Here is a 23393-nt window from a genome sequence, read left to right as displayed (position 1 = left end):
GAGCAAACTAACTTACTTGCGTTAAATGCAGCCATTGAAGCCGCTCGAGCGGGAGAGCAAGGCCGAGGCTTTGCGGTAGTTGCAGATGAAGTTCGTTCTCTTGCCGCTAAAACACAACAATCAACGGTCGATATTCAAGAAATAATATCTCGCCTTCAGGCTCAAGCGAAAGATGCGAACCAATTTATGCAATCCAACCTTTCGTTAGCAGAAGAATCTAGACAGTATAGCGAACAGCTTCGTGCTGCATTCGCTTCTATCACTGACTCTGTACAACTAATATCTGATATGAACACACAAGTAGCCACAGCGTCTGAAGAACAATCAGGCGTAACACAAGATATTTCACAAAATGTTTCTCTGACCTTTGATATTGTTCATCAAAATGTTTCAGGAATTGAGCAGAGCAAACAGGCAAGTGAAGAACTCTCTTCATTAGCTGTTAAGCAAAAAGACTTGCTGAGTTTTTTCAAAATCTAACGTTATAGTAAAATAGATAAATAAGCTTCTAACGCCACTATTTGTGGCGTTTTTCTTTTCAAATGAACAAACAAAAAGAGCAGCCAAATAGCTGCTCTTTTTCTTTTGAATTTTATTTTCTAGTTTTTTAAAGCAATTCTGAGACCACATCAGCTAACTGATGAAAGGTTTCAAGACGTGACGAGCTTGGTCGCCATACAAGGCCTATGTCTCGGTATGCTTGTTGGCCTGGCGGGTCGATCACCACTAAATTCTGATTTTGCAACAAACCATGATCGATCGCCATTTGTGGGATAAAGGTGGTTCCTAAACCATTTGCCACCATTTGTACCAACGTATGTAGGCTTGTGGCGGTGAACGGGTTTATCTTCTCTTTGTCGGTTAGCTTACAAGCTGATACCGCGTGCTCGGTTAAACAGTGCTCGTTCTCCAACAAGAATACAGATTCGTCTGGCAGGTCATCATATTTAATCGGAACACGAATACCATCGGCTTGATTGCGGCTGATTACCATTCTGAAAGGGTCTTGCCCAACAACTTTGCTCTCCATGTTGTCGATATCGACAGGCAAAGCCAGAATCAGTACATCCAACTCACCATGACGCAACGCAGCCAAAAGGTTAGTTGTCGTGTCTTCCCGTAATAACAAGTTCAATTGTGGAAAACGTTGGTTCGCTTCTTGTACCAAATCGCACAATAGGAATGGAGCAATAGTAGGAATACACCCTACTCGCAACTGCCCTTGCATCGCGTCTCCATTACATAGATTTCCGAGCTCAACCAAGTCTTGCCCTTTCGCCAATAACTCTCGACCATGCTTAACCACCAGCTCACCCGCTTGAGTGAAAACCAATGGGCTCTTTTTATCTTTCTTCTCATAGAGAGGACAACCAATGAGTTCTTCCAGGTTTTGAATGCCTTTACTTAGTGTCGATTGACTCACGAAGCAGCGATCCGCAGCGTCGCTAAAGTGGCGAGTTTCGTGAAGAGTAACAAGATAGTGAAGTTGCTTAAGACTTGGCCATTTATTCATGAAATTACTTTGTAATATGAGTAGGATAACTTAAGTGAAGGTCATTTGACCTAAGGAACGGACAAAGAATAAGCTTATCGCTTTTTTCGATTAACTTAATCTATTTAATTCGCTTTTTTCTATAGTACCGATTGTACTATAGTTTGTCCCGTAGAAACGGAGCCCAAACAAAGATGTGTTGGGCCAACTAATTTTTTAGGAGATTCCAAATGGTACTAGTAGGTCGTCAAGCCCCTGACTTTACTGCAGCAGCTGTTCTAGGTAACGGTGAGATCGTTGATAACTTCAACTTCGCAGAATTCACTAAAGGTAAGAAAGCGGTAGTTTTCTTCTACCCACTAGACTTCACTTTCGTTTGTCCTTCAGAGCTAATCGCTTTCGACAACCGTCTAGAAGATTTCCAAGCTAAAGGCGTTGAAGTAATCGGTGTTTCTATCGATTCTCAATTCTCTCACAACGCATGGCGTAACACTGCTATCGCTGATGGCGGTATCGGTCAAGTTAAATACCCTCTAATTGCTGACGTTAAGCACGAAATCTGCAAAGCATACGATGTTGAGCACCCAGAAGCAGGCGTTGCTTTCCGTGGTTCTTTCCTAATCGACGCAGACGGCCTTGTACGTCACCAAGTAGTTAACGATCTTCCACTAGGTCGTAACATCGACGAAATGCTACGCATGGTAGACGCACTAAACTTCCACGAGAAGAACGGTGAAGTATGTCCTGCACAATGGGAAGAAGGTAAATCAGGTATGGACGCATCTCCACAAGGTGTTGCTGCATTCCTATCTGAGCACGCTGACGACCTAAGCAAGTAATTACCTCTTAAGCCCGAACTCAACGCGGGTTAATGGTTGGAAGACTCTCTATAAAGAGAAATAAAGCATAAGCTAATAGCGCAAAGCGCACCGCCAATCAGTTAAGAAGTAAAGTCCTATTAAAAGCCCGAAGTTAACGCTTCGGGCTTTTTTCATCTCTCTCCGACGACAATTCTCTACCTAAACCGTCTCTGCAACATTTAATAGAGGCAGTTACAAGAACAAACTTTACCCCTATTTTCCTCTGCTACCACCTATTCATATCCGTATCTAGGTTGTTATGATTTCGTCCGTATCTTTTTGAACGGATAAATACGATGAACACCGAAATTGAAGTCTGTATCGATAACTTAGAATCTCTATATAACGCACTATCTGGTAGCGCGAATCGAATTGAGCTTTGCTCTTCATTAGCACTTGGCGGGTTAACTCCAAGCTTCGGAATGATGAAGCAAGCGGCAAAAATTTCGTCCGTACCAGTTTATGCCATGATACGACCGAGACAAGGTGACTTCATATTCGATTATGACGATATACTCTGTATGCTGGAAGATATTGAAGCTTGTGCGAGAGCAGGGTTGAATGGCGTCGTTCTGGGTGTACTAACACCTGATGGTGAGATTGATATGTCTGCAATGCAAATTCTCTCAAGCAAGGCTCACCAACTCAAACTAGCAATCACCTTCCACCGTGCAATCGACCAGCTTCAGGATTATAAAGTAGCGTTAGAGCAGATTATTGAGCTTGGATGTGAAAGAATCCTGACGTCAGGGCTTGCTATTAATGCAGAGCAAGGCATCAATGTGCTCGCAGATATGGTCAAACAAGCCGATGGCAGAATCGATATAATGGCTGGTGCAGGCGTCAACGCAACGAATGCCAAAATGATTCAAAGCTCCACCCAAGTACCTGCACTTCACCTTTCAGGAAAATCAACAAGACCCAGCCTAATGGAAAGCAATTCAAGCGCTCAAATGGGCAGTAATGATGTTGATGATTATCAGATACCAGTAACTGATGCGAATAAGATATCCAATGTGAGAGCTGCCCTCACCGCTTAGGGTAATCGTCACTAACACAAATCCAGAGAACCACGCTGACGAATCTAGCGGACTGGCGTATATTAGAGTTAATAGCACAGAAAATTTTCATGGACAGATATGGCTAAAGACTTATTCAGCTCTCTTGATTTAAACCTGTTACGAACATTTCTTATTGTTTATCAAGAAAAAAACACCAGAAAGGCTGCGGAACGTTTATTCGTTTCTCAGCCAGCGGTTAGCCAAGCCCTACAAAAGCTAAGACACCACTTCAACGATGACCTTTTCGTAAAGGTTCATGGAGGCTTACAACCTACGGCATTTTCAGAGCAGCTCACCAATCAAATAAAACCATTCATGGACGGTCTATCTATCGCGGTTAATACATCAAACACTTTTGATCCGAAAGAGATCGATTACACGTTGAAAATAGCCCTATCTCCAGTGGTGCTTTCTTGTCTGTCTGGCTCACTTTTTAAAGATATAAAAGCGCAAGCACCAAACGCTAAACTAAAGCTTGTTCCATGGTCAAACTCGTCTGTCTCAGATATACAAAAAGATGAGGTTTTGATTGGAGTAAGCTACTTAGGAGAAAAGACAAGTAAAGAAGTCTATACAAGGCAGCTCATTGAATTAACAGGACGTATATTTGTTAGGAAAGATCACCCTTTAAAGCAAGACACCGTGACTCCAAATGACATGGCAGGGTACGAAATCGCATCTTTAGTAACACCAGGTTGGAATGACAATTTTAGCTTAGCGTCTCAGATTCTAACCGACCTTTCCATCGAGCATCGTATCGGTTTTCGCAGCGAATTGGTCATGGCTCTAATCGATGTCATTCAACATACTGATATGTACATGCCCCATTCCAACCTTTTCCCAGTAGAAAACTATCCGACATTACGCGGGATAGATGTCTCAGTCGACGGAAAAACGCTGAAAACTCCGGTCTATAGTTATATACACATTAAAAATCGAAACTCACCTTTAACAAATTGGCTTTCAAAACTCATAGAGCAAGTTTTATCAGAACAAGTACAAAAGTAAGTTCGATTAAAAGTTATATATTGTATTTTACTCTTCCGGACGCCAGCTCAGTGCGCTAGCAATAGTACCGATAACTAATGTGTCTTTTTCAGCGTCATTAAGTTCAGGTAACATCTGTAGCGTTATCATTCCATTTGTCTGTGCAGCCGCTACTTCTTGCGAAGCGTGTTTAAAGCTATACCCTAGTGGTTTTTCTACCGACATTAAAAGGTCTTTACTTGAATGGACAGTTTCTACGTCATATTTATTCGCCCCAACTCGGATGTAGCCAGCTTCTTTCTTTTCTAAGCTAACACTGATCATCCCAGATTGAGGCTCTAAAACGAACTCTCCTATATTCTCATTGCTTTGAGATACAGAACAGCGGTAAGGTTTATTGCCACCAAAATCAACACCCATGTAGTTAACTGAAGTGCCACCGCCAGAACAGACTAAGTTCCACACTTGGCCATTATCGACTCTAGTGATTTCAGCAGCCAGCTCACCCTCTTTGAATGAAACAGTCTCAAACCATGTTGAACCTGATGAATCTCGGCTATATTTACCTTGGTACATACCTGCAATATCAAACGTCCCTTCTTGTCCTAACCCCCAAAAATCACCATCAGTTTTAACCATGAGTTCTGGCTGCTGATTAACCGCATCTGATTTGTCCATGATGGCAACGCTGCCGCACGCAGTTAACGCGAAAAGAGGAGTCACAACGAAAAGAAACTTCTTCATACTGATATCTACCTAAAAATAAATGTAAGGGAAAAATTCAGTAGAAGAATAAATTAAAGATAAGTAAGAATATAGCGAGCATCAATGAGCTATATCGATACTATCGTTATTTTTCTCATGTGCCTTAAACAAATACATTACAGAACATCAGCTTATGTTTAGACACTTCTATCAAGCTCGTTTTGTAAGGCTACGTAAGACCCAAAGATCACGTGTAATGATCACCCCTGCTGATAAGCAAGCATTATCACAGAGATAACCAATGCGAATTAGCCTGCTCTTTCAAAGCCCATATAATGATCACCGTTAGCCAGTGATTTCACTGGGTTCACGCATGGATCGACCTAATGCTAAGGAGAGCGCAAAATTACCTCGGTGGTACCATGAAATTTAAAACACTGCTTTTAGCTTCAGCTTTATTCTCAACCTCTGCACTTTCAAATGGTCTTCACTTATCTCCTGAACTAAAGATTGGTTCTTATCATGGCTTTGGAATACAAGCAGGCATTACTGATGTGGCGAATCTAGGTGCGGTTTACCTGAGCTATTCTCACCTATGGTATGACAGCGATCGATACGATGAGACTGTCGATGCATACCGCGTTGGTATTCAAAATATGTTTGGAAGCAACCAGAACCACGGCTTTCAGGCGGAGATTGGTGTAGCGAGTTATGACGGAACAAAGACGCGCAACGGCGAAATTGAAGAGAAGACAGCACATGGATTAAGTCTTGGTGGAGCCTACGTTTACCAAGCAACACCAATACTTGGGCTACGTGCTGGTGTTGATATGAATATTTTTGATCACAATAAGACCTTTGTGCCTTACGACACAACAATCAACCTTAACCTTGGTGCAATTATTCGGTTCTAAAGTTAATACCTACTTCAGTGCGTCATCTAGGCTTTGATCACCAAGGTGGCGTACATCTTTACCTTTCACAAAGTAGATAATGTATTCACAGATATTTTGGCAACGATCTCCCACTCGCTCAATCGCACGAGCTGACCACATCACTTGCAGGATATTGGGGATGTTCTTAGGATCCTCCATCATGTACGTCATCAACTGACGAATCACAGCTTCATATTCCGCATCCAACTTATCATCAAGTTTGTGAACTTCTGCCGCAGCATCGACATCCATACGAGCAAACGCATCTAATACTTGGTGAAGCATGGTGATTGCCTGGCGACAAAGAGGCTCTAATGAGACATGAAATTTTTGCTCTTTGGTCGAAGGAATCTCGATCGCGCCTTGAGCAATTTTAGAGGCAACATCGCCAATACGTTCTAAGTCGGTAATGGTTTTGATGATCGCCATAATCAAACGCAGATCTTTTGCGGTCGGCTGACGCTTCGCAATAATACGAGTACATGCTTCATCGATTGAAACTTCCATCGCATTCACTTTGTGGTCATCACGAATCACTTTCTTGGCCAGTTCCGCGTCATCTTTATGCAGAGCTTGCATCGCAAAGGACAACTGCTGCTCTACCAATCCACCCATGGTTAATACGTGTGTACGGATAGATTCTAATTCGACATTAAACTGTCCTGAGATGTGGCGACCAAAATGCATGTCAGCTCCTTAAAAGAAATGAATAAAGCCGTTTATTTCAGAGTGACTTAGCTCTAGATGGCACGAACTTAAACGCTAGCCATACCTACCAGTAATGTAGTCTTCCGTTTGATTTTTCAATGGAGACGTAAAAATTGAGTCCGTATCTGAGTACTCGATCAATTTGCCCATATGAATAAAGGCAGTATGGTCACTCACACGCGCCGCTTGTTGCATGTTATGAGTAACAATAACCACGGTGTATTGGGTCTTCAGTTCGTTGATCAACTCTTCAATCGTCAAAGTAGAAATCGGATCGAGTGCCGAGGTCGGCTCATCTAATAAAAGCACTTCAGGTTCGATAGCAACCGCACGAGCGATAACCAAACGCTGCTGTTGACCACCCGACAAACCAAAGGCGTTCTCATGCAAACGGTCTTTCACTTCATCCCATAACGCAGCTGCACGCAGAGAGCGCTCAACCGCATCATCAAGGTCTCGACTGTTGCTCACGCCTTGTAGCCTCAAACCATAAACCACATTCTCATAGATAGATTTAGGAAAAGGGTTCGGTCGCTGAAATACCATGCCGACACGGCGTCTTAAGGTCGCAACATCCACTTTAGGGTGATACACGTTCTTGCCATGAAGCTTCACTTTTCCGGAAACCTTACAGCCTTCAACAAGATCGTTCATGCGATTAATGCAGCGCAGAAGAGTCGACTTACCACACCCTGATGGACCGATAAACGCGGTCACCTGCCCCTTAGGGATCTGCATTGAAATATCATCGAGAGCTTGGCTCTCTTTATAATAAAGATTCAGCCCTTCAATCGAGATAGCGATTTGCTCATCTTTCAGGTTGTGTACATCAAGTGGTGCTTGGTAACCCAAGGTTTCATTAATCGAGAACATCTAATCTTGTCCTAAGGTTCGGTATTTTTCACGCAAGTTATTACGGATATTGATAGCGGTTAAGTTCAACCCAACAATCACCGTAACCAGTAAAAATGAAGTCGCATACACTAAAGGTCGTGCTGCTTCGATATTAGAAGTTTGAAAACCAACATCATAGATATGAAAGCCTAAATGCATGAACTTTCTTTCTAAATGTAGGTATGGAAACTGACCATCCACTGGCAAACTTGATGCTAATTTCACTACACCCACCAGCATAAGTGGGGCAACTTCCCCCGCAGCTCTCGCGATTGCCAATATCAAACCGGTGATAATCGCAGGGCTTGCCATCGGTAAAACAATACGCCAAAGCGTCTCAAATTGAGTAGCCCCAAGCGCTAATGAACCGTGCCTCACGGAACTAGGAATACGCGTCAAGCCCTCTTCCGTAGTTACAATAACAACGGGTAATGTTAATACCGCTAAGGTCAGAGCAGACCATAATAGGCCCGGTGTACCAAATGTCGGAGCGGGTAATCGCTCTGCGTAAAACAAGGAATCGATTGAGCCACCGATGGTATACACAAAGAATCCTAAGCCAAATACGCCATACACAATCGACGGTACACCCGCTAAGTTAATCACGGCAATACGAATCAAACGTGTTAGTGCATTGTTTCTTGCATATTCATGAAGATATATCGCAGCAACTACGCCAAGTGGCATCACTACGATCGACATGAGAATAACCAGCAACACAGTGCCGAAAATTGCAGGAAACACCCCACCTTCAGAGTTTGAGTCTCGTGGATTTTCTGATAAGAACTTCCAAACTTGTTTGCCCCAATGCCCAACCTTTTCAAGATAAGACATATTATTCGGGTACCAATAATCCAAGATATGACTGAGCGAAATTTCAACCTGCTCTCCTGTCATATCTTCCACCAACAAGCTTTCGACATTGAGCTGTGTTCTAAGATGCTCAAGCTTTACTTCAGCTTCCGCTAACTGGCGATTTAGTTCCAGTTTAGTTTGAGTGTAGGTTTTAAGGTATTCATCGCTCACTGACTCATTGAGTTCAAGCTTACGTTTTTCTAAGCGCAGATTTTCCAATTGCCAGCTGATATTACGGATTTCTTGGTTCACAACACGCGACGTTTCTTTACGCAACGTATCAGCGAACGCCAAACCTTGTTCGAGCTTTTGATCTATGTTCGAATCAAAAGTGCCAGAAGCGGTTTTAAAACCCACCGGTTTACCAAAGAAATAACCACCTCGACTTCGTTCAATCACAATCCAATCAAGCGGCGTTGTTGGTTCACGTAAGTTAACATCCAGAATGGAAACAAAATCCGCAGGGTACAGTTCTCTGTTGGCGACTTTGATACTTAAGCGCTGAATTAGTCCCGTCGACAAATTTTGAGGCGACAACAGGTCGTGTACTTGTGGAACTTGCTCTATCGGGATGTATTTACGTTCATACAACTGGCCAATCAATACGTCTTGTTTTGATACGGTTTCGTCCAGATCAACCACTAACGATAAGTCTTTGGAGTCGACTTGCCATTGATACAAAGGAGCAGGCCAAAAATAGGTTAAGCCCTTCCAGCCAATCAACAGCATTAGGCCAAGAACAGAAAGCATACTGATGCTCACCGCCCCGCCCGTAAGCCAGATCCACGGAGATCCCGATTTAACCCAAGATAATAATGACTTCAATTTGTTCATCATGATCGACCTTGCTCTTGACGTGCTGAAACCAAGAAACAGCCAAGTTCGCGAGATACGCTAGTCACGCTAGTCACGCTAGTCACGCAACGAAAAGCCATTGAGACACATTGAGGTGAACCTTTAAAACTACAGCGCACGATATTTATCTCTCAATCTTTGTCTAACCCACTCTGCGACTGAGTTCACCGCGAACGTGAAAATAAACAGCAAGAGTGCCGCTAAGAACAGCAAGCGGAAGTGAGAACCACCGACCTCTGATTCTGGTAGTTCAACAGCAATCGTTGCGGATAGCGTCCTCATCCCTTCCAAAATATTCCAATCGAGAATTGGTGTATTACCTGTAGCCATCAAGACAATCATGGTTTCGCCAACCGCTCGCCCTAGCCCCATCATGACCGCTGAAAAGATACCTGGGCTAGCCGTCAATAACACCACATAAATAAGGGTCTGCCACGCCGTCGCACCCAACGCTAATGAGCCATCGGATAAGTGCTTAGGCACCGAGAAAATAGCGTCTTCGGCGATAGTAAAAATCGTTGGGATGACAGCAAAACCCATAGCAAAACCAACCACCAGCGCATTGCGTTGGTCAAAGTCGATGCCATAACTAGCCAAGAAAGTACGAATATCACCACCAAACAACAAGGCTTCAATGCTGTTTCCACCAGCAAAGACAGCCACCACCGTAATCACCAGTACCGGGATCAATATTAGGGCATGCCAACCGTTAGAGAAACGACTCGTCACCATCTTCGGCAAGCAGAACCAAACAAACCCCGTCAACAATGTACTCAACGGTAATAACACCATTAATGAAAAGACAGCCGTTAAATGCGTTTCGACAATTGGAGCAAACCAAAGCCCAGCCAAGAATCCGATGATCACGGTCGGAAGTGCTTCCATCAGTTCTATCGAAGGCTTCACCACTCTTCGCATGCGTGGAGACATGAAGTAAGCGGTGTAAATGGCTCCGAGCACAGCAACCGGCACGGCAAACATCATCGCAAACAGAGCGGCCTTAATGGTACCGAACGTAATGGGTACTAAACTGAACTTCTCTTCAAAGTCATCATTCGCCGAGGTTGATTGCCAAACATATTGTGGCTCAGGGTAGCTTTCGTACCAGACTTTTTGCCAAAGCGATGAGAATGATATTTGCGGGTATTCATTATCGACCTTAGCCACACTGATGGTGCCATCAATCAGCGTCGCCAGATGCAGTTCATTGGCAGACATAGCCGCTAATTGTGGTGATTTATCAAATGCTCGCTCGAACAGCGACAGCTTTTCACTAGTCGTATAGTGGCTTTGTAATGTGCCGTTCTTATAGAAGCTATAAAAACCCTTTCTATAAGTATCAGGCAAAATAAATTGCACTTGTTCAGCAAGTTGGAAGTCTCGAATATGGGTCAGGCTACGCTTTTCATCTTTGAGTACATCGAACCACTGAGAAACCTGTCCATCCTCATGCGTAACCAACAGTGAATAAGCTCCAGACAGTAAATCAATACTTTTCACCGAGTGCTTCGCATCATTCAAGCTAAGATCAATCACTTCACGAACATTGAAGCCGCTATCTGATAGCTTCAAAACCACTAAATCCGATTGAGATCGGAGATATAAGGTTTGGCCATCAGGTGTGACTAACAACTGTTGCTGCAAGCCCAACTTATCCGATAGCCATTGGCTCGTCTGAAAAACATACTGACCCGTAACGTCACTTTGGTACCACTTCACTAAGACTCGTTGGTCACTTAGCTGAGCGGCAACCGTGATACCACGTCCATTCTTAGAGAACGCGAATTTTTCGATTGTCGTCCCATTTGACGATTCATCATTTAAAAATGGTTCAGGGAGATCGATTTGCTCAATTTTAGGATCGGCTTCACTGCCCTTTTGCAGCACAGGCGCACTATACTCAGGATAGAAAAAAGTAAGGTTGCTTGCACTATCGGCAAAGGCAAACCAGTTTTCTGATGGGGTATTTCGAGAGAAGGCAACAGGATTGGCTAAAACATTTCGCTCAAAGTAAGAGTGTGTATTTTGAGACTCTAAATCCCAAAACTGCACCAAGCCAGATTTTTCGATAGTAAATGCATGCTGACCGTATTCATCAACAGATAAGGCGATAGGCTTTTCTACAGCAACGGTCTTTACGGCTTGGTCTGTCTCTAAACCAGTATCAGAAAACACCGGTAAAATGACCATCGCCAAGTAGACAAAGATCAATACCAGAGCAGCTAGAACACTGACGGCACCACATGTCACTGAAAAACGGACGAGACGATCTTTCAACCATCTTTTTTTGTCACGCTCTTTCAATGAAAATTGGGCTGAAGCCATCTGTTTATCTACCTTTTTTTAGCTACTGACATAATATGTACGTTAGATGACAATTATATTACAAGTTACGTTAAACAACTGAAACTAATAACAAGTTTGTTGACCATATTTCTTAAAGTAAGATCATAGATTTTGTGAATTTTGTCATTCTAAATTAAAGTAATCAGCTCAATAGCCAGCACTCAAGGATTATCATCTCGATGGAAAAAGACTATGTCACAAAAGAACTTAGCTGGTTATCCTTCAACGAAAGAGTGCTCCAAGAAGCAGCCGACAAGTCAGTACCCTTAATCGAAAGAGTTCGTTTTTTAGGTATTTACTCAAAAAACCTCGATGAGTTTTACAAGGTCCGATTTGCTGACGTGAAACGAAAGATCTTACTTCAAGATCCTCAATTACCTGCCAACTCGCAGAAAACCTTACTCACTCAAATGCAGAGCAAAGCAAGTAAGCTCGATGCTCGATTCCATAAGTTGTATAACGACCTATTGTTGGAACTGGCGCGCAATCGTATTTTTTTGGTCAACGAACAGCAAATCAGCGAAGACCAAAGTGAGTGGATCAAAAAGTACTTTAAGAAAAAAGTGCTGCCACATTTAACTCCGTTTCTCTTGAACGAAGATCGCCAGTTGCTCAATATTATGAAAGACGAGCAAAGTTACTTAGCCATCGACATCGAGCGTGAGGCATCTTCTCAATACGTATTACTCGAAATACCATCAGAAGCACTCCCTCGATTTGTTAAGTTACCAGACACCTCGGGTTCTCAGCGTACTACTTTGATCTTATTAGATAATATAGTTCGATTTTGTTTAGATGACTTACTTAAAGGGTTCTTTGAGTATGACTCAGTGCGTTGCTTTGCTATAAAAATGACTCGTGACGCCGATTATGACCTTCAAGAGAACAATGAAAGCAGCCTATTAGAATCGATGTCTTTAGGTTTAGAACAGCGCTTAACGGCACTACCGATACGTCTTATCTATGAGTCAGAAATGCCAGCTGAAATGCTCAGTTTCTTACAAGTCAGACTAAAACTATCTGACTACGACAGTGTTATTGCCGGAGGTCGCTACCACAACTTCAAACATTTCTCTGAGTTCCCAAGCCTTAACCGACGTGAACTAGTTAATCGCCCGTTACCCGCGATTAAGTGCGCGCATTTTAGCCACCACCCAAACTATTTTGAAGCGATCAAAGCTCGTGACATCTTGTTGCATTACCCTTATCACACCTTTAATCACATCACTGAACTTGTGAGGCAGGCTTCCTTTGACCCGAAAGTAACCTCCATAAAAATAAACGTTTACCGTGTTGCAGAAGGCTCAAAACTCCTTAGCTCAATCATCGATGCGGCACACAATGGAAAAAAGGTCACAGTGGTTGTCGAGCTGCAAGCTCGCTTTGATGAACAAGCCAATATTCAGTGGACAAAGAAACTTCAAGAAGCCGGTATAAAAGTCATCCATGGCATCCCAAGTTTGAAAGTCCACTCCAAACTGCTGCTCATTAAACGGAAAGAAGGCAAGCATACGGTGCATTACGCCCATATTGGCACCGGTAACTTTCATGAAGTAACAGCGCGCGTGTATACCGATTTTTCTCTGCTCACTGCGAATGAAGATTTGACCCAAGAGGTGAGACAAGTCTTTAAGTATATTGAAAACCCTTATCAAAAATCACAGTTCAAACAACTGATTGTGTCACCGAAGAATACAAGAAAACGTCTGTATCAGTTGATAGATAATGAAATACAAAACGCGATGGAGAGCAAGCCTGCAAGCATCACTCTAAAACTCAATAATTTGGTCGACCGAGATATCATTGAGAAGCTCTATCAGGCCAGCCAAGTCAATGTAAAAGTGAGAATGGTCATTCGAGGCATGTGCTCTCTTGTCCCTGGCATACCCAACATCAGTGACCATATTGAGATTGTGAGTGTGGTCGATCGTTTTCTCGAACACCCAAGAGTGATGATCTTTGGTAACGCTGGAAAGCCGAAAGTCTATATATCCTCAGCTGACTGGATGACGCGAAACTTCGATCATCGGATCGAAGTCGCCACTCCAATTTTAGATCCAAATATCAAGCAAACCATTATCGATATCACCGAGTTTCATTTCGATGACAGCAACAAAGCTCGAGTGCTAGACCAATCGATGAGCAACCCTTACATAGAAGCGCCAGCAACCCAACTCGATTACCCGACATCACAACTCTCCACTTACCACTATATTAAACGTATGGAGAAACTTGCTCGCAAGAAGTACAAACAAGAGAAGAAATCATGCCGCTAATTGATAACAAACATTCTCGATGTATTGCCGCTATCGATTTAGGTTCGAACAGCTTTCATATGGTGGTTGCACGAGTATTCGATCAACACCTGCAATTAGTCAGCAGACATAAACAGAAAGTGAGATTAGGCGATGGGTTGGATGAGCATAACTTCTTATCCGAAAGCGCTATCGAGCGAGGTTTGGAGTGCCTCAAGGTATTCGCAGAACGACTAGCGGATTTTGAACTTGATGATGTCAGAGTCGTCGCGACTCATACCCTAAGAAAGGCTAAAAATACCAAAGACCTCTTAGAGCAAGCCAAACCATTGTTTCCTTTTCCAATAGAGATCATCTCAGGTCAAGAAGAAGCTCGAATTATCTACAACGGCGTAGAGCACACTCAAGCAGCTTCCGAATCCAAATTAGTTATTGATATCGGTGGAGGGAGTACCGAACTCGTCGCAGGGCAAGGCTTTACACCCCAAATAATGCGTAGCTTACCGATGGGATGCGTCAGTTTTACTCAGCGCTTCTTTGCCGATGGAGGGCTGACATCACAGCACTTCTCCGATGCTTATGTCTCAGCTACTCGCCTGTTGATGCCATTAATTGAAGAATACAAACAAATCTCTTGGGAAGTTGCCTTTGGCTCATCAGGTACCGCCAAATCAATAAAAGAGGTACTCATTGGCTTAGGGTTCACCGATGGTCTCATTACGCCGCAACGCCTATCCTATTTGCAGAACCACTTATGTGAATTTCCATCATCTAAGGGATTAGACCTTTCAGGTTTAAGCGATGAAAGAAAGCCGGTGTTTGCCGCTGGCGTCACGATTCTTTCAGCAGCTATGGATATGCTAAACATCAATGAATTGCATTTCTCCGATAGTGCCTTAAGAGAAGGGGTGCTTTATGACATGGAAGATCGGTTTAAAGATATTGATGTTCGAACAAGAACCGCCGAAACGCTTGTCTCTCGATACCATGTTGACGTAGTTCATGGCCAGAAAGTCAAAGCACTCGCCCTTTCATTACTGAAACAAGCGCAACCTCAGGTGAGTACTGCAGTAAATAATGAACTTTATGATCTGATTGGATGGGCTGCATTGCTTCATGAAGTGGGACAAAGCATCGCATTCCAAGGCTATCACCGCCATTCAGCTTATCTGCTTAAACATACGACTATGCCCGGTTTCAATACTGAGCAGCAGCGTCTGATCTCAACATTAGTTCGCTATCAAAGAAAAGCGATTAAGCTTAGTGACTTACCGGATCTCACGCTATTCCATACAGGGCAGATAGCGTTGTTAATTCGAATACTGAGGATAGCAATCCTGCTCAATCGACAGCGAAACCAATCGCCAATACCGAATGTAAAATTAACCATTGAGCAAGATGAGAATTGGTGTTTAGAAGGAGACACCATCGATTGGTTAGCTGAAAATCAACTGCTTGATTATGAACTCAAAGAAGAACAACGACGCTGGCAAGATGCTGGATGGTCGTTGAAGCTTGAATGATGCGCCGACAAAATAAAAACAGCCTGCGGCTAGCAAGCTGTTTATACGTTAAGTTTCTACGTTAAGTTTATACGTTAATTGTACCTAAATCAGAGTCCGATTTTTGCCAATTCTTGCTCAGCGAACTCTGACGGTATCGCTAAATAGCCATCTTTCTCTACCAGTTCTTGCCCTTGCTTTGAGAACACAAAAGTGAGGAACTCCCTCTCAACAGGAGAAAGTGGTTTATCTGGGTGCTTATTCACATACACATAAAGAAAGCGAGATAGAGGGTAATCACCGCTCAAGATATTCGTTCGAGTCGGCTCTACATAATCAGAACCATACTCTGCGATAGGAATTAACTTAACACCGGCTACTCGATAACCAATACCTGAGTACCCTATCCCGCTGATTGATGAAGCAACCGACTGTACAACCGATGCAGAACCTGGCTGCTCATTAACTCGGTTCTTAAAGTCACCGCCGCATAATGCGTTTTGTTTGAAATAGCCGTAGGTTCCCGAAACGGAATTACGACCAAACAGTTGGAATCGATGTTTTGCCCACGGTTGGTCAATGCCCAAATCTTGCCAATTATTTAGCGGCTTAGTCGCACCGCAGCGCAATGTCTCTGAGAATATACTGTCAATCTGGTGAAAGTTGAGCCCTTCAATAGGGTTATCACGATGCACAAAAAGTCCAATCGCATCGATAGCGACTCTCAGTGCTGTCGGCTTATAGCCATGCTCTCTTTCAAACGCTTCGACTTCTCGTAGGCGCATTGGACGACTCATTGGTCCAAGGTGAGCAGTGCCTTCCGTTAACGCAGGAGGGGCAGTAGAAGAACCAGAAGCTTGAACTTGAGCGTTCACGTTCGGGTAGTAAGACTTGAACTCTTCCATCCATAATGTCGTCATACCCGCCAAGGTATCCGAACCAACAGACAATAGGCTCCCTGAAATACCCGGCACCTTAGCGTAATCAGGAAGTGAGTCGACACCCTGCTCGGCATGAACTGGGTTAACCAAAGCAAATGTTAACAATAAGCTTACGGGTAAACGCATCCTGCGAGTCAAAAAATTCATGACACGGTCAATCGATTAGGTAGCGTGAAATGGAATCGGCTACCAACGCCAACTTCACTTTGAATTTCTAAATGTGAGTCATGATGGCTAAGCGCATGCTTCACAATCGCTAACCCAAGACCACTACCACCAGTATCGCGTGAACGCGCTTTATCAACACGGTAAAAACGTTCTGTGAGTCGATGTAAGTGTTGTGGTTCAATACCGTCTCCGGTGTCTGACACATCCAAACACGCCCCTTGACTGATTTGGTACCAACGCACCTTAACCGTTGCGCCCGGTGGTGTGTATTTAACTGCGTTATAAACCAGATTCGATATCGCACTTCTCAGCTGATCTTCATCAGCTAGAACTCGTAGACTCTTGTCGATATCAAATTCAAGCTTATGTTCTCGATCACCACTTAAACTTGCGGCTTCTTTTTCAAGAACCTCAAGCATAGCCGGAACATTCACCACTTCATCCAATTCATGCATTGGCGCCGCTTCTATCTTAGAAAGAGTAAGAAGCTGATTGACCAAACTGTTCATGCGATTCAATTGCTCAGTCATCACACCATGAGCCTTAGGCCACATAGGCCCAACGACCATGTCTGGATCTTCCGTCATTTCAAGATAGCCCTGAAGTACGGTCATTGGAGTGCGTAGCTCGTGAGAAACATTAGCGAAAAAGTTACGACGCATGCCTTCTAGCTGTTTTAGCTGAGTAACATCACGTACTACCATGAGGTGTTCGCCCTCGGTATACGGCACGATACGAAGCTCGAGCATGCGCTCCACATTAAGTGGCGACGGCATCTCTAACGGCTCTGAGAAATCTTGTTTATTAAGGTACTTGATGAAGTCCGGCGTGCGGATCAAGTTGGAGATAGGTTGCCCAGAATCGTCTGGCCAGCGAAAGCCCAGTAAATATTGAGCAAGCTTGTTACACCAAACGATGTTTCCTTCACCACGAAACACCACAACGGCATCGGGTAAGGATTCAGCACCATTTCTGAAACGGCGGATAAGGTTGGTCAGTTCTTTTCTTTTACGACGCTGTCTCTGCTGCATACGATAAATACCGTTGAACAGAGATTCCCAGTTTCCAGAACCTGATGGTGGTGTTAAACGCTTTTCATCCCATAACCAAGCGGACAAACGCATTTGATAATGTAGATGCCAGCCGAGCTGCAATACCGTAGCAGCCAGCAGTAACCAAGGTAAGTAGCCGAATATCCAACCGACTAAAACCCAAGGTGCGTAAAAAAAAGCCAGCTCCCAAGCCAGCTTTTTCCAGGTTAACTTTTCAACCATTCAGGACTCCGTAAACTGGGTAGCGAAGCCACATTAAGCCTTTGTAGAAAAACGGTAGCCCGCGCCGCGAACCGTTTGGATTAGCTTATCGTGACCTGCAGATTCAAGTGCTTTACGCAGGCGTCGAATATGTACATCAACAGTGCGATCTTCAACGTAAACGTTGGTACCCCAAACGTTATTCAGTAGTTGCTCTCGACTGTACACTCGCTCTTGGTGAGTCATAAAGAAATGCAGCATTTTGAATTCGGTTGGGCCCATATCAACTGGACCTTCACTTGCGGTAACGCGGTGAGATACAGGGTCTAATTTAAGCCCTTGAACATCTATCACATCTTCCAATGCCGTTGGTGTTACACGGCGAATAACCGCTTTCAGACGAGCGACCAACTCTTTTGGCGAAAATGGTTTGGTAATGTAGTCGTCAGCACCAACTTCTAAACCGCGAACCTTATCTTCTTCTTCACCACGAGCCGTCAGCATCACCACTGGGATGTTGCGAGTTAACTCTTCACGCTTCATGTGCTTGATAAAGTTTATCCCGCTACCACCAGGTAGCATCCAATCTAGTAATACTAGATCTGGGAAAGGTTCACATAGCTTGTTTACCGCTGTATCGTAATCTTCAGCCTCTACTGCTTGGTAGCCTTTTTGTTCAAGTACAAAACACAACATCTCACGAATAGGTGCTTCATCTTCAACGACCAGAATCCTTCTCGACATAATTGAATAGCCTTAGTATTTAATCAACGCATTGCATTATCTGGTTTAATTATGACACTTTTGTGACCTTTGAAAACAAATTTTCATATAACTGTCTCAAACATTTCACTTTTAATTTTTATTGCAGGTATAAGACAAATGGATCGAAATCTCCTATGATGAGCGTCTTCAGATAAAGGTATGAGAAATATTTATGTGGTTTAAGAATTGCCTCGTCTATCGCTTTAATCGTGATATAGACTTCAACGCAGATCAGCTAGAGAAACAACTTGAAGAGTTCCGTTTTACCCCATGTGGTAGCCAAGACAAACAGAAGTTTGGTTGGGTAAATGCGATGGGTAGACACGGCGATATGATGACGCACGTATCAGAAAACCGCATTCTCATCTGTGCAAAGAAAGAAGAGAAAATGCTTCCAGCTTCTGTGATCAAAGATTCATTGAATGCAAAAGTAGAAACGCTTGAGGCAGAGTCTGGTACTCCTTTGAAAAAGAAAGAGAAAGACAGCCTAAAAGAAGACATCATCATCGATCTTCTTCCTCGTGCTTTCAGCCGCAGTAACTTCACTTACGCACTGATCATGCCGAAAGAAGGCTTTATTGTTGTTGATGCTAGCAGCTACAAAAAAGCAGAAGACGTACTAGCATTACTACGTAAAACAATGGGTAGCTTGCCAGTAGTGCCAGCTATTCCAGAGCAAGCGATTGAAACAACGTTAACGGAATGGGTTAAGTCAGGTGATACGCCTAAAGGCATCACCATGCTTGATGAAGCTGAGCTTAAATCAATCCAAGAAGACGGCGGTATTGTTCGAGTTAAGAAACAAGAACTAGAAGCTGATGAGATTAAGAACCACATCGAAGCCAATAAAGTTGTGACTAAACTTCTGATCAACTGGCAAGATCGCATTGAGTTCATTCTTGCTGAAGATGGCAGCATCAAGCGTCTAAAATTCAGTGATGAACTAAAAGATGAGAACGACGATATTCCTCGTGAAGATCAAGCTGCACGTTTTGATGCAGACTTCTCTCTACTTTGTGGTGAGTTCAGTGTTTTCCTACCAAACCTATTCGAATCATTAGGCGGGTTAACTCAACCTAACGCTTAATTGTTCCGATTTGAAGCTCAGGCATCGACGATATCTGAGCTTGTTTTCTTCTCCACCCCGCTTATCAACACCTAACAACACTCTTCACAATACCATTGTTATCTTTAGGGCTATCAACCAAACTCATTTTAGCGTAAAATTTGCGCCCCTTTGATATCACTTGGTGGTATCAACCTGACTTGAGATCAGATTAGAGAACGAAGCAATGACTACACAAAAACCATTTGTACCTGAACTATTATCACCGGCAGGAAGCCTTAAAAACATGCGTTACGCATTCGCCTATGGCGCAGATGCAGTATACGCAGGCCAGCCACGTTACAGCCTTCGTGTTCGTAACAACGAGTTCAATCACGAAAACCTACAAATCGGTATCGATGAAGCTCATGCTCAAGGCAAAAAGTTATATGTTGTATGTAACATTCAGCCACACAACTCTAAATTAAAAACATTTATCCGCGACCTTAAGCCAGTTGTTGAGATGGGCCCAGACGCACTTATCATGTCAGATCCAGGTCTTATCATGATGGTACGTGAATCATTCCCTGAAATGCCGATCCACCTTTCAGTTCAAGCAAACGCAGTAAACTGGGCGACCGTTAAGTTCTGGTCAACTCAAGGCGTTGAGCGTGTGATCCTATCTCGTGAGCTATCTCTTGAAGAAATCGAAGAGATTCGCGAACACTGCCCAGAAACAGAGCTAGAAATCTTTGTTCACGGTGCTCTATGCATGGCTTACTCTGGTCGTTGCCTACTTTCTGGCTACATGAACAAACGCGATCCAAACCAAGGTACTTGTACTAACGCTTGTCGTTGGGAATACAAGACCGAAGCTGCGAAAGAAGACGAAAATGGTCAGATCGTTGAAGCAAACCCAACAGGTGTTGCTATTCAAGAAGTAGAAACTCAAGGTATTGAAGTTCAAGACGAACGCCCAGACAACACTCTAGGCCTTGGCAAGCCAACAGACGAAGTCGTGTTGCTTTCTGAGTCACACAAGCCAGAAGAGAAAATGGCAGCGTTTGAAGATGAGCATGGTACTTACATCATGAACTCAAAAGATCTTCGCGCAATCCAACACGTTGAGCGTTTAACTAAGATGGGCGTTCACTCTCTGAAAATCGAAGGTCGTACTAAGTCTTTCTACTACTGTGCACGTACAGCACAGGTTTACCGTAAAGCTATCGACGATGCTGTTGCAGGTAAGCCATTTGATGAGAGTCTAATGGGTACGCTAGAGAGCCTAGCTCACCGAGGCTACACTGAAGGCTTCCTACGTCGTCACACTCACGATTCATACCAAAACTACGAATACGGTTATTCTATCTCTGATACTCAACAGTTTGTTGGTGAATTCACAGGTAAACGCCGTGGCGACCTAGCTGAAGTAGAAGTGAAAAACAAATTCCTAGTTGGTGACAGCCTAGAAATGATGACACCGAAAGGTAACATTGTTTTCAAACTAGAAGTTATGGAAAACCGTAAATCTGAAGCGGTAGACGACGCAAAAGGTAACGGTCACTTCGTATTTATTCCTGTACCTGCTGATCTTGATCTAAAATTTGGTTTGTTAATGCGTAACTTGAGCGCAGGCCAAGATACACGTAACGCTTCAGGTAAATAACGGTTACTTTGGAAAGATAAATGGCTCTACTAATAACTGACAAGTGCATAAACTGCGATATGTGTGACCCAGAATGCCCAAATGGCGCAATCACTATGGGTGACAGTATCTTCGAAATCGATCCTGATTTATGTACTGAGTGTAAAGGTCACTATGAGAAGCCAACATGTCAGTCAGTGTGTCCCATTACAAAATGCATAATCACTGACCCAAACCATATTGAAACTGACGACGAATTATTAGAAAAGTTTGTCATTATTCAAGGCTTGACCTAAAAGATAAAAGGTTCAACTTAATCATCAAGTTGAACCTTTTTTTTAACCCGATTTTTCAATGGGATATATGTTGCAGAACATCTCTTTCTCAAATTGATATTCGAGTCGTTCACGCCAGTTTATTGATTGAGCTATCGGAACAAGATAGAAGTTTTCTCTACTGGTATCAGTCACAAATGCCATTCCATACTGCATTAATTCATAGTGAACATCATTTACGAAGCTAGGGTCTAAACGTTGTCTGCCTGTTAGCTGATTGATATCAGCTCTTGAAATAGAAATACCCGAGCTTTCAGCGTTGAACCGATGTCTTAACCATTCGGAAAATTCCTTTGCACAAATCATAGTCATAGTCTTATCCTTGAATTATCTATCGACGGGCATCAGACTCTGATTTCGCATACTGCGTATAAGCCGCATCTTTCACCCCAAAAAACACTCAATCCCTGACCAAACCTTGTCAAATTCGTCATCGTCGCCCTTGCTGATATCGTTATTGGTTTTATTGATATCAAACGATGTTCTTAATCTCGTGTTTATAAACTCTAGACAAAAGTGTGATATTTCTCCAGTTTTAGAGTCGAGAAAACCAGTGGCATTACCACTGCAAAAATTCTCGATGAACAGGATTACTTATTTGATATCAAGGCCAAACATTGACTTGGCATCACTTTAACTCTCTTTTCTTTCTTACTTTTAGCGACTTTTTTAGGTGGAGGAACGGGAATGGTCTTTGGAGCCCAACTTGCAAGTTCATCTCCACAACCATCACCTTTAGGAGGGCTTGCTTGAGCTATACAGTTTGAGCTGCCTTTAGGGCATTTTAAACGAACATGAAAATGAGAATGATGTCCCCACCAAGGCCTGATTTTACCTAACCAAGCTCTCCCATTGGCATCAGAGTTTTCTTGTTCACAAAGGGTGTGCTTAATAACTGGGTGAACAAAAATACGCACCACTTTTTCATCTTTGGCTGCATAGCGAATCACTTGAAAATGATCATCGGTCCAATTCGATTCACGCAATTTGTAGTTAGTGAGATCGACAACGCTCAATGGCTTAGGTACGGCAAGTTCATTCTCTGAAAGTTTTTTATCAGTGAGCCTTAACCATATATCAATATCCAAACCAGTCTGGTGACTTGAATGACCCGAAGAAAAACGCCCTCCACGAGGCAGAGAAATATCACCCACCAATAGATTTGTGTTGAGTTGTTTGCTTGTAGTTACACCTAGCCTTTCAATAAACTGAATTGACTCTGTGTGGCCATAATAGCGCTCTCTCTGAGGGCGGATCACCTGATAACCTTGCCCATTAATTGGCAAAGCTTGCGCCCCGTCAAGACAACCATTAGCGTAACTACCTATGGATGAGGTTGGATTTCTTGTTGGGCTTTTCTCTTTTTCCCACGAGGTTGCAGATACAACAAACGAACAAAAGATAAGAGCCAATGTACAAAATAACCTCATAACAATTCCAAATAAACGATCACTGTTTTTATACTAGTCGTCATTAGGGAATTGGTGTATGTCGAGAGTGATATTTTTGGGATAGCTTGAGAGTTATCTACTGACTTTAGATATTTAAGTGAAAAAGCTTCACTATTCCTAGCGAATCTTCTCAATCTGTAGCGATATTATCGTAGTCGAAGACAAAAACTCACAGCCCTGAAACGACGAAAGCCTAGTCATAAGACTAGGCTTTCTAATAAATGGCGGAACGGCTGGGGTTGCAGGCACCGGGACTCGTTGGTCGCAGACCAAAACACTAGACATGAAAAAGCCCTAACATTTCTGTTAGGGCTTTGTCTAATAAGTGGCGGAGT

Annotated in this window: 21 protein-coding genes; 10 read left to right on the top strand and 11 right to left on the bottom strand. The window is 43.2% G+C overall.

Annotation, left to right across the window (positions count from 1 at the left end):
- On the top strand, positions 1 to 480 hold a 480-nt coding region (locus AB4232_RS17530), incomplete at its 5' end, for a methyl-accepting chemotaxis protein (RefSeq protein WP_372087641.1).
- Between the two features lie 127 nt (positions 481 to 607).
- Here the strand turns inward: AB4232_RS17530 and AB4232_RS17525 are convergent.
- Positions 608 to 1513, bottom strand: a complete 906-nt coding sequence (locus AB4232_RS17525; RefSeq protein ID WP_009848276.1) for a hydrogen peroxide-inducible genes activator — start codon at positions 1511 to 1513, stop codon at positions 608 to 610.
- A 209-nt stretch (positions 1514 to 1722) separates the two neighbouring features.
- On the opposite strand from AB4232_RS17525, the gene AB4232_RS17520 reads away from it, so the two are divergent.
- The 3 genes from AB4232_RS17520 to AB4232_RS17510 all read left to right on the top strand — a co-directional run bounded on the left by AB4232_RS17520 (position 1723) and on the right by AB4232_RS17510 (position 4421).
- Positions 1723 to 2331: a peroxiredoxin C gene (locus AB4232_RS17520; protein ID WP_009848275.1), complete on the top strand. Its 609-nt coding sequence runs from the start codon at positions 1723 to 1725 to the stop codon at positions 2329 to 2331.
- A 317-nt stretch (positions 2332 to 2648) separates the two neighbouring features.
- Entirely contained in the window at positions 2649 to 3392 is a 744-nt protein-coding gene (locus AB4232_RS17515; protein ID WP_372087640.1) for a copper homeostasis protein CutC, read from the top strand.
- A gap of 99 nt (positions 3393 to 3491) precedes the next feature.
- A complete protein-coding gene (locus AB4232_RS17510) occupies positions 3492 to 4421 on the top strand; it encodes a LysR family transcriptional regulator (protein ID WP_017103111.1) in 930 nt (309 codons plus the stop codon).
- Positions 4422 to 4448: 27 nt separating this feature from the next.
- On the opposite strand, the gene AB4232_RS17505 is transcribed toward AB4232_RS17510, so the two are convergent.
- A complete protein-coding gene (locus tag AB4232_RS17505) occupies positions 4449 to 5144 on the bottom strand; it encodes a hypothetical protein (protein WP_041472743.1) in 696 nt (231 codons plus the stop codon).
- Between the two features lie 383 nt (positions 5145 to 5527).
- Here AB4232_RS17505 and AB4232_RS17500 point away from each other — a divergent pair, with 383 nt between their 5' ends.
- Positions 5528 to 6019 (top strand): hypothetical protein, encoded by a 492-nt coding sequence (locus AB4232_RS17500; RefSeq protein WP_029222943.1) that lies wholly within the window; start codon positions 5528 to 5530, stop codon positions 6017 to 6019.
- A 9-nt stretch (positions 6020 to 6028) separates the two neighbouring features.
- Here the strand turns inward: AB4232_RS17500 and phoU are convergent, their stop codons facing one another.
- The 4 genes from phoU to AB4232_RS17480 all read right to left on the bottom strand — a co-directional run bounded on the left by phoU (position 6029) and on the right by AB4232_RS17480 (position 11677).
- Positions 6029 to 6727, bottom strand: coding sequence for a phosphate signaling complex protein PhoU (phoU, locus tag AB4232_RS17495; protein ID WP_004735072.1), 699 nt, complete (start codon positions 6725 to 6727; stop codon positions 6029 to 6031).
- 75 nt (positions 6728 to 6802) lie between these two features.
- A complete protein-coding gene (gene pstB, locus AB4232_RS17490; protein ID WP_004735071.1) occupies positions 6803 to 7621 on the bottom strand; it encodes a phosphate ABC transporter ATP-binding protein PstB in 819 nt (272 codons plus the stop codon).
- Entirely contained in the window at positions 7622 to 9331 is a 1710-nt protein-coding gene (gene pstA, locus AB4232_RS17485; protein WP_004735070.1) for a phosphate ABC transporter permease PstA, read from the bottom strand.
- Positions 9332 to 9460: 129 nt separating this feature from the next.
- Positions 9461 to 11677 carry an ABC transporter permease subunit gene (locus AB4232_RS17480; RefSeq protein WP_104215735.1) on the bottom strand — a complete coding sequence of 739 codons (2217 nt, stop codon included), beginning with the start codon at positions 11675 to 11677 and terminating at the stop codon, positions 9461 to 9463.
- Between the two features lie 200 nt (positions 11678 to 11877).
- On the opposite strand from AB4232_RS17480, the gene ppk1 reads away from it, so the two are divergent.
- Both ppk1 and ppx read left to right on the top strand, forming a co-directional pair.
- Positions 11878 to 13974: a polyphosphate kinase 1 gene (gene ppk1 / locus AB4232_RS17475; protein WP_372087639.1), complete on the top strand. Its 2097-nt coding sequence runs from the start codon at positions 11878 to 11880 to the stop codon at positions 13972 to 13974.
- On the top strand, positions 13965 to 15476 hold the full coding sequence (gene ppx / locus AB4232_RS17470) for an exopolyphosphatase (RefSeq protein WP_372087638.1): 1512 nt from the start codon (positions 13965 to 13967) through the stop codon (positions 15474 to 15476). The genes ppk1 and ppx overlap by 10 nt, the downstream gene beginning before the upstream one ends.
- Positions 15477 to 15565: 89 nt before the next feature.
- Here the strand turns inward: ppx and AB4232_RS17465 are convergent, their stop codons facing one another.
- From AB4232_RS17465 to phoB, 3 genes are read right to left on the bottom strand one after another with little or no spacing between them, the layout of a single operon-like run.
- Complete coding sequence (locus AB4232_RS17465) at positions 15566 to 16543, bottom strand: PstS family phosphate ABC transporter substrate-binding protein (protein ID WP_017090966.1); 978 nt, start codon at positions 16541 to 16543, stop codon at positions 15566 to 15568.
- Positions 16540 to 17838 carry a phosphate regulon sensor histidine kinase PhoR gene (gene phoR, locus AB4232_RS17460; RefSeq protein WP_372087637.1) on the bottom strand — a complete coding sequence of 433 codons (1299 nt, stop codon included), beginning with the start codon at positions 17836 to 17838 and terminating at the stop codon, positions 16540 to 16542. The genes AB4232_RS17465 and phoR overlap by 4 nt, the downstream gene beginning before the upstream one ends.
- A 33-nt stretch (positions 17839 to 17871) precedes the next feature.
- Entirely contained in the window at positions 17872 to 18561 is a 690-nt protein-coding gene (gene phoB / locus AB4232_RS17455) for a phosphate regulon transcriptional regulator PhoB (RefSeq protein ID WP_004735064.1), read from the bottom strand.
- 193 nt (positions 18562 to 18754) lie between these two features.
- Here phoB and rdgC point away from each other — a divergent pair, with 193 nt between their 5' ends.
- The 3 genes from rdgC to AB4232_RS17440 all read left to right on the top strand — a co-directional run bounded on the left by rdgC (position 18755) and on the right by AB4232_RS17440 (position 21568).
- The gene (rdgC, locus tag AB4232_RS17450; RefSeq protein ID WP_009848262.1) at positions 18755 to 19669 is read left to right on the top strand and encodes a recombination-associated protein RdgC; all 915 of its coding nucleotides are present in this window, start codon (positions 18755 to 18757) and stop codon (positions 19667 to 19669) included.
- 205 nt (positions 19670 to 19874) lie between these two features.
- Positions 19875 to 21293, top strand: a complete 1419-nt coding sequence (gene yegQ / locus AB4232_RS17445; RefSeq protein ID WP_372087636.1) for a tRNA 5-hydroxyuridine modification protein YegQ — start codon at positions 19875 to 19877, stop codon at positions 21291 to 21293.
- Between the two features lie 20 nt (positions 21294 to 21313).
- The gene (locus AB4232_RS17440) at positions 21314 to 21568 is read left to right on the top strand and encodes a YfhL family 4Fe-4S dicluster ferredoxin (RefSeq protein WP_004735061.1); all 255 of its coding nucleotides are present in this window, start codon (positions 21314 to 21316) and stop codon (positions 21566 to 21568) included.
- A gap of 42 nt (positions 21569 to 21610) precedes the next feature.
- Here the strand turns inward: AB4232_RS17440 and AB4232_RS17435 are convergent, their stop codons facing one another.
- Positions 21611 to 21919 carry a hypothetical protein gene (locus AB4232_RS17435; protein ID WP_009848260.1) on the bottom strand — a complete coding sequence of 103 codons (309 nt, stop codon included), beginning with the start codon at positions 21917 to 21919 and terminating at the stop codon, positions 21611 to 21613.
- 278 nt (positions 21920 to 22197) lie between these two features.
- Positions 22198 to 23037, bottom strand: coding sequence for a penicillin-insensitive murein endopeptidase (mepA, locus tag AB4232_RS17430; protein WP_372087635.1), 840 nt, complete (start codon positions 23035 to 23037; stop codon positions 22198 to 22200).
- Between the last annotated feature and the right edge of the window lie 356 nt (positions 23038 to 23393).

The sequence above is a fragment of the Vibrio sp. 10N.286.46.A8 genome, assembly GCF_041470165.1.
GTDB lineage: Bacteria > Pseudomonadota > Gammaproteobacteria > Enterobacterales > Vibrionaceae > Vibrio > Vibrio tasmaniensis_A.
The sequence above is the reverse complement of the archived record's forward strand: the minus strand, read 5'-3'. Positions and strand labels throughout refer to the sequence as shown.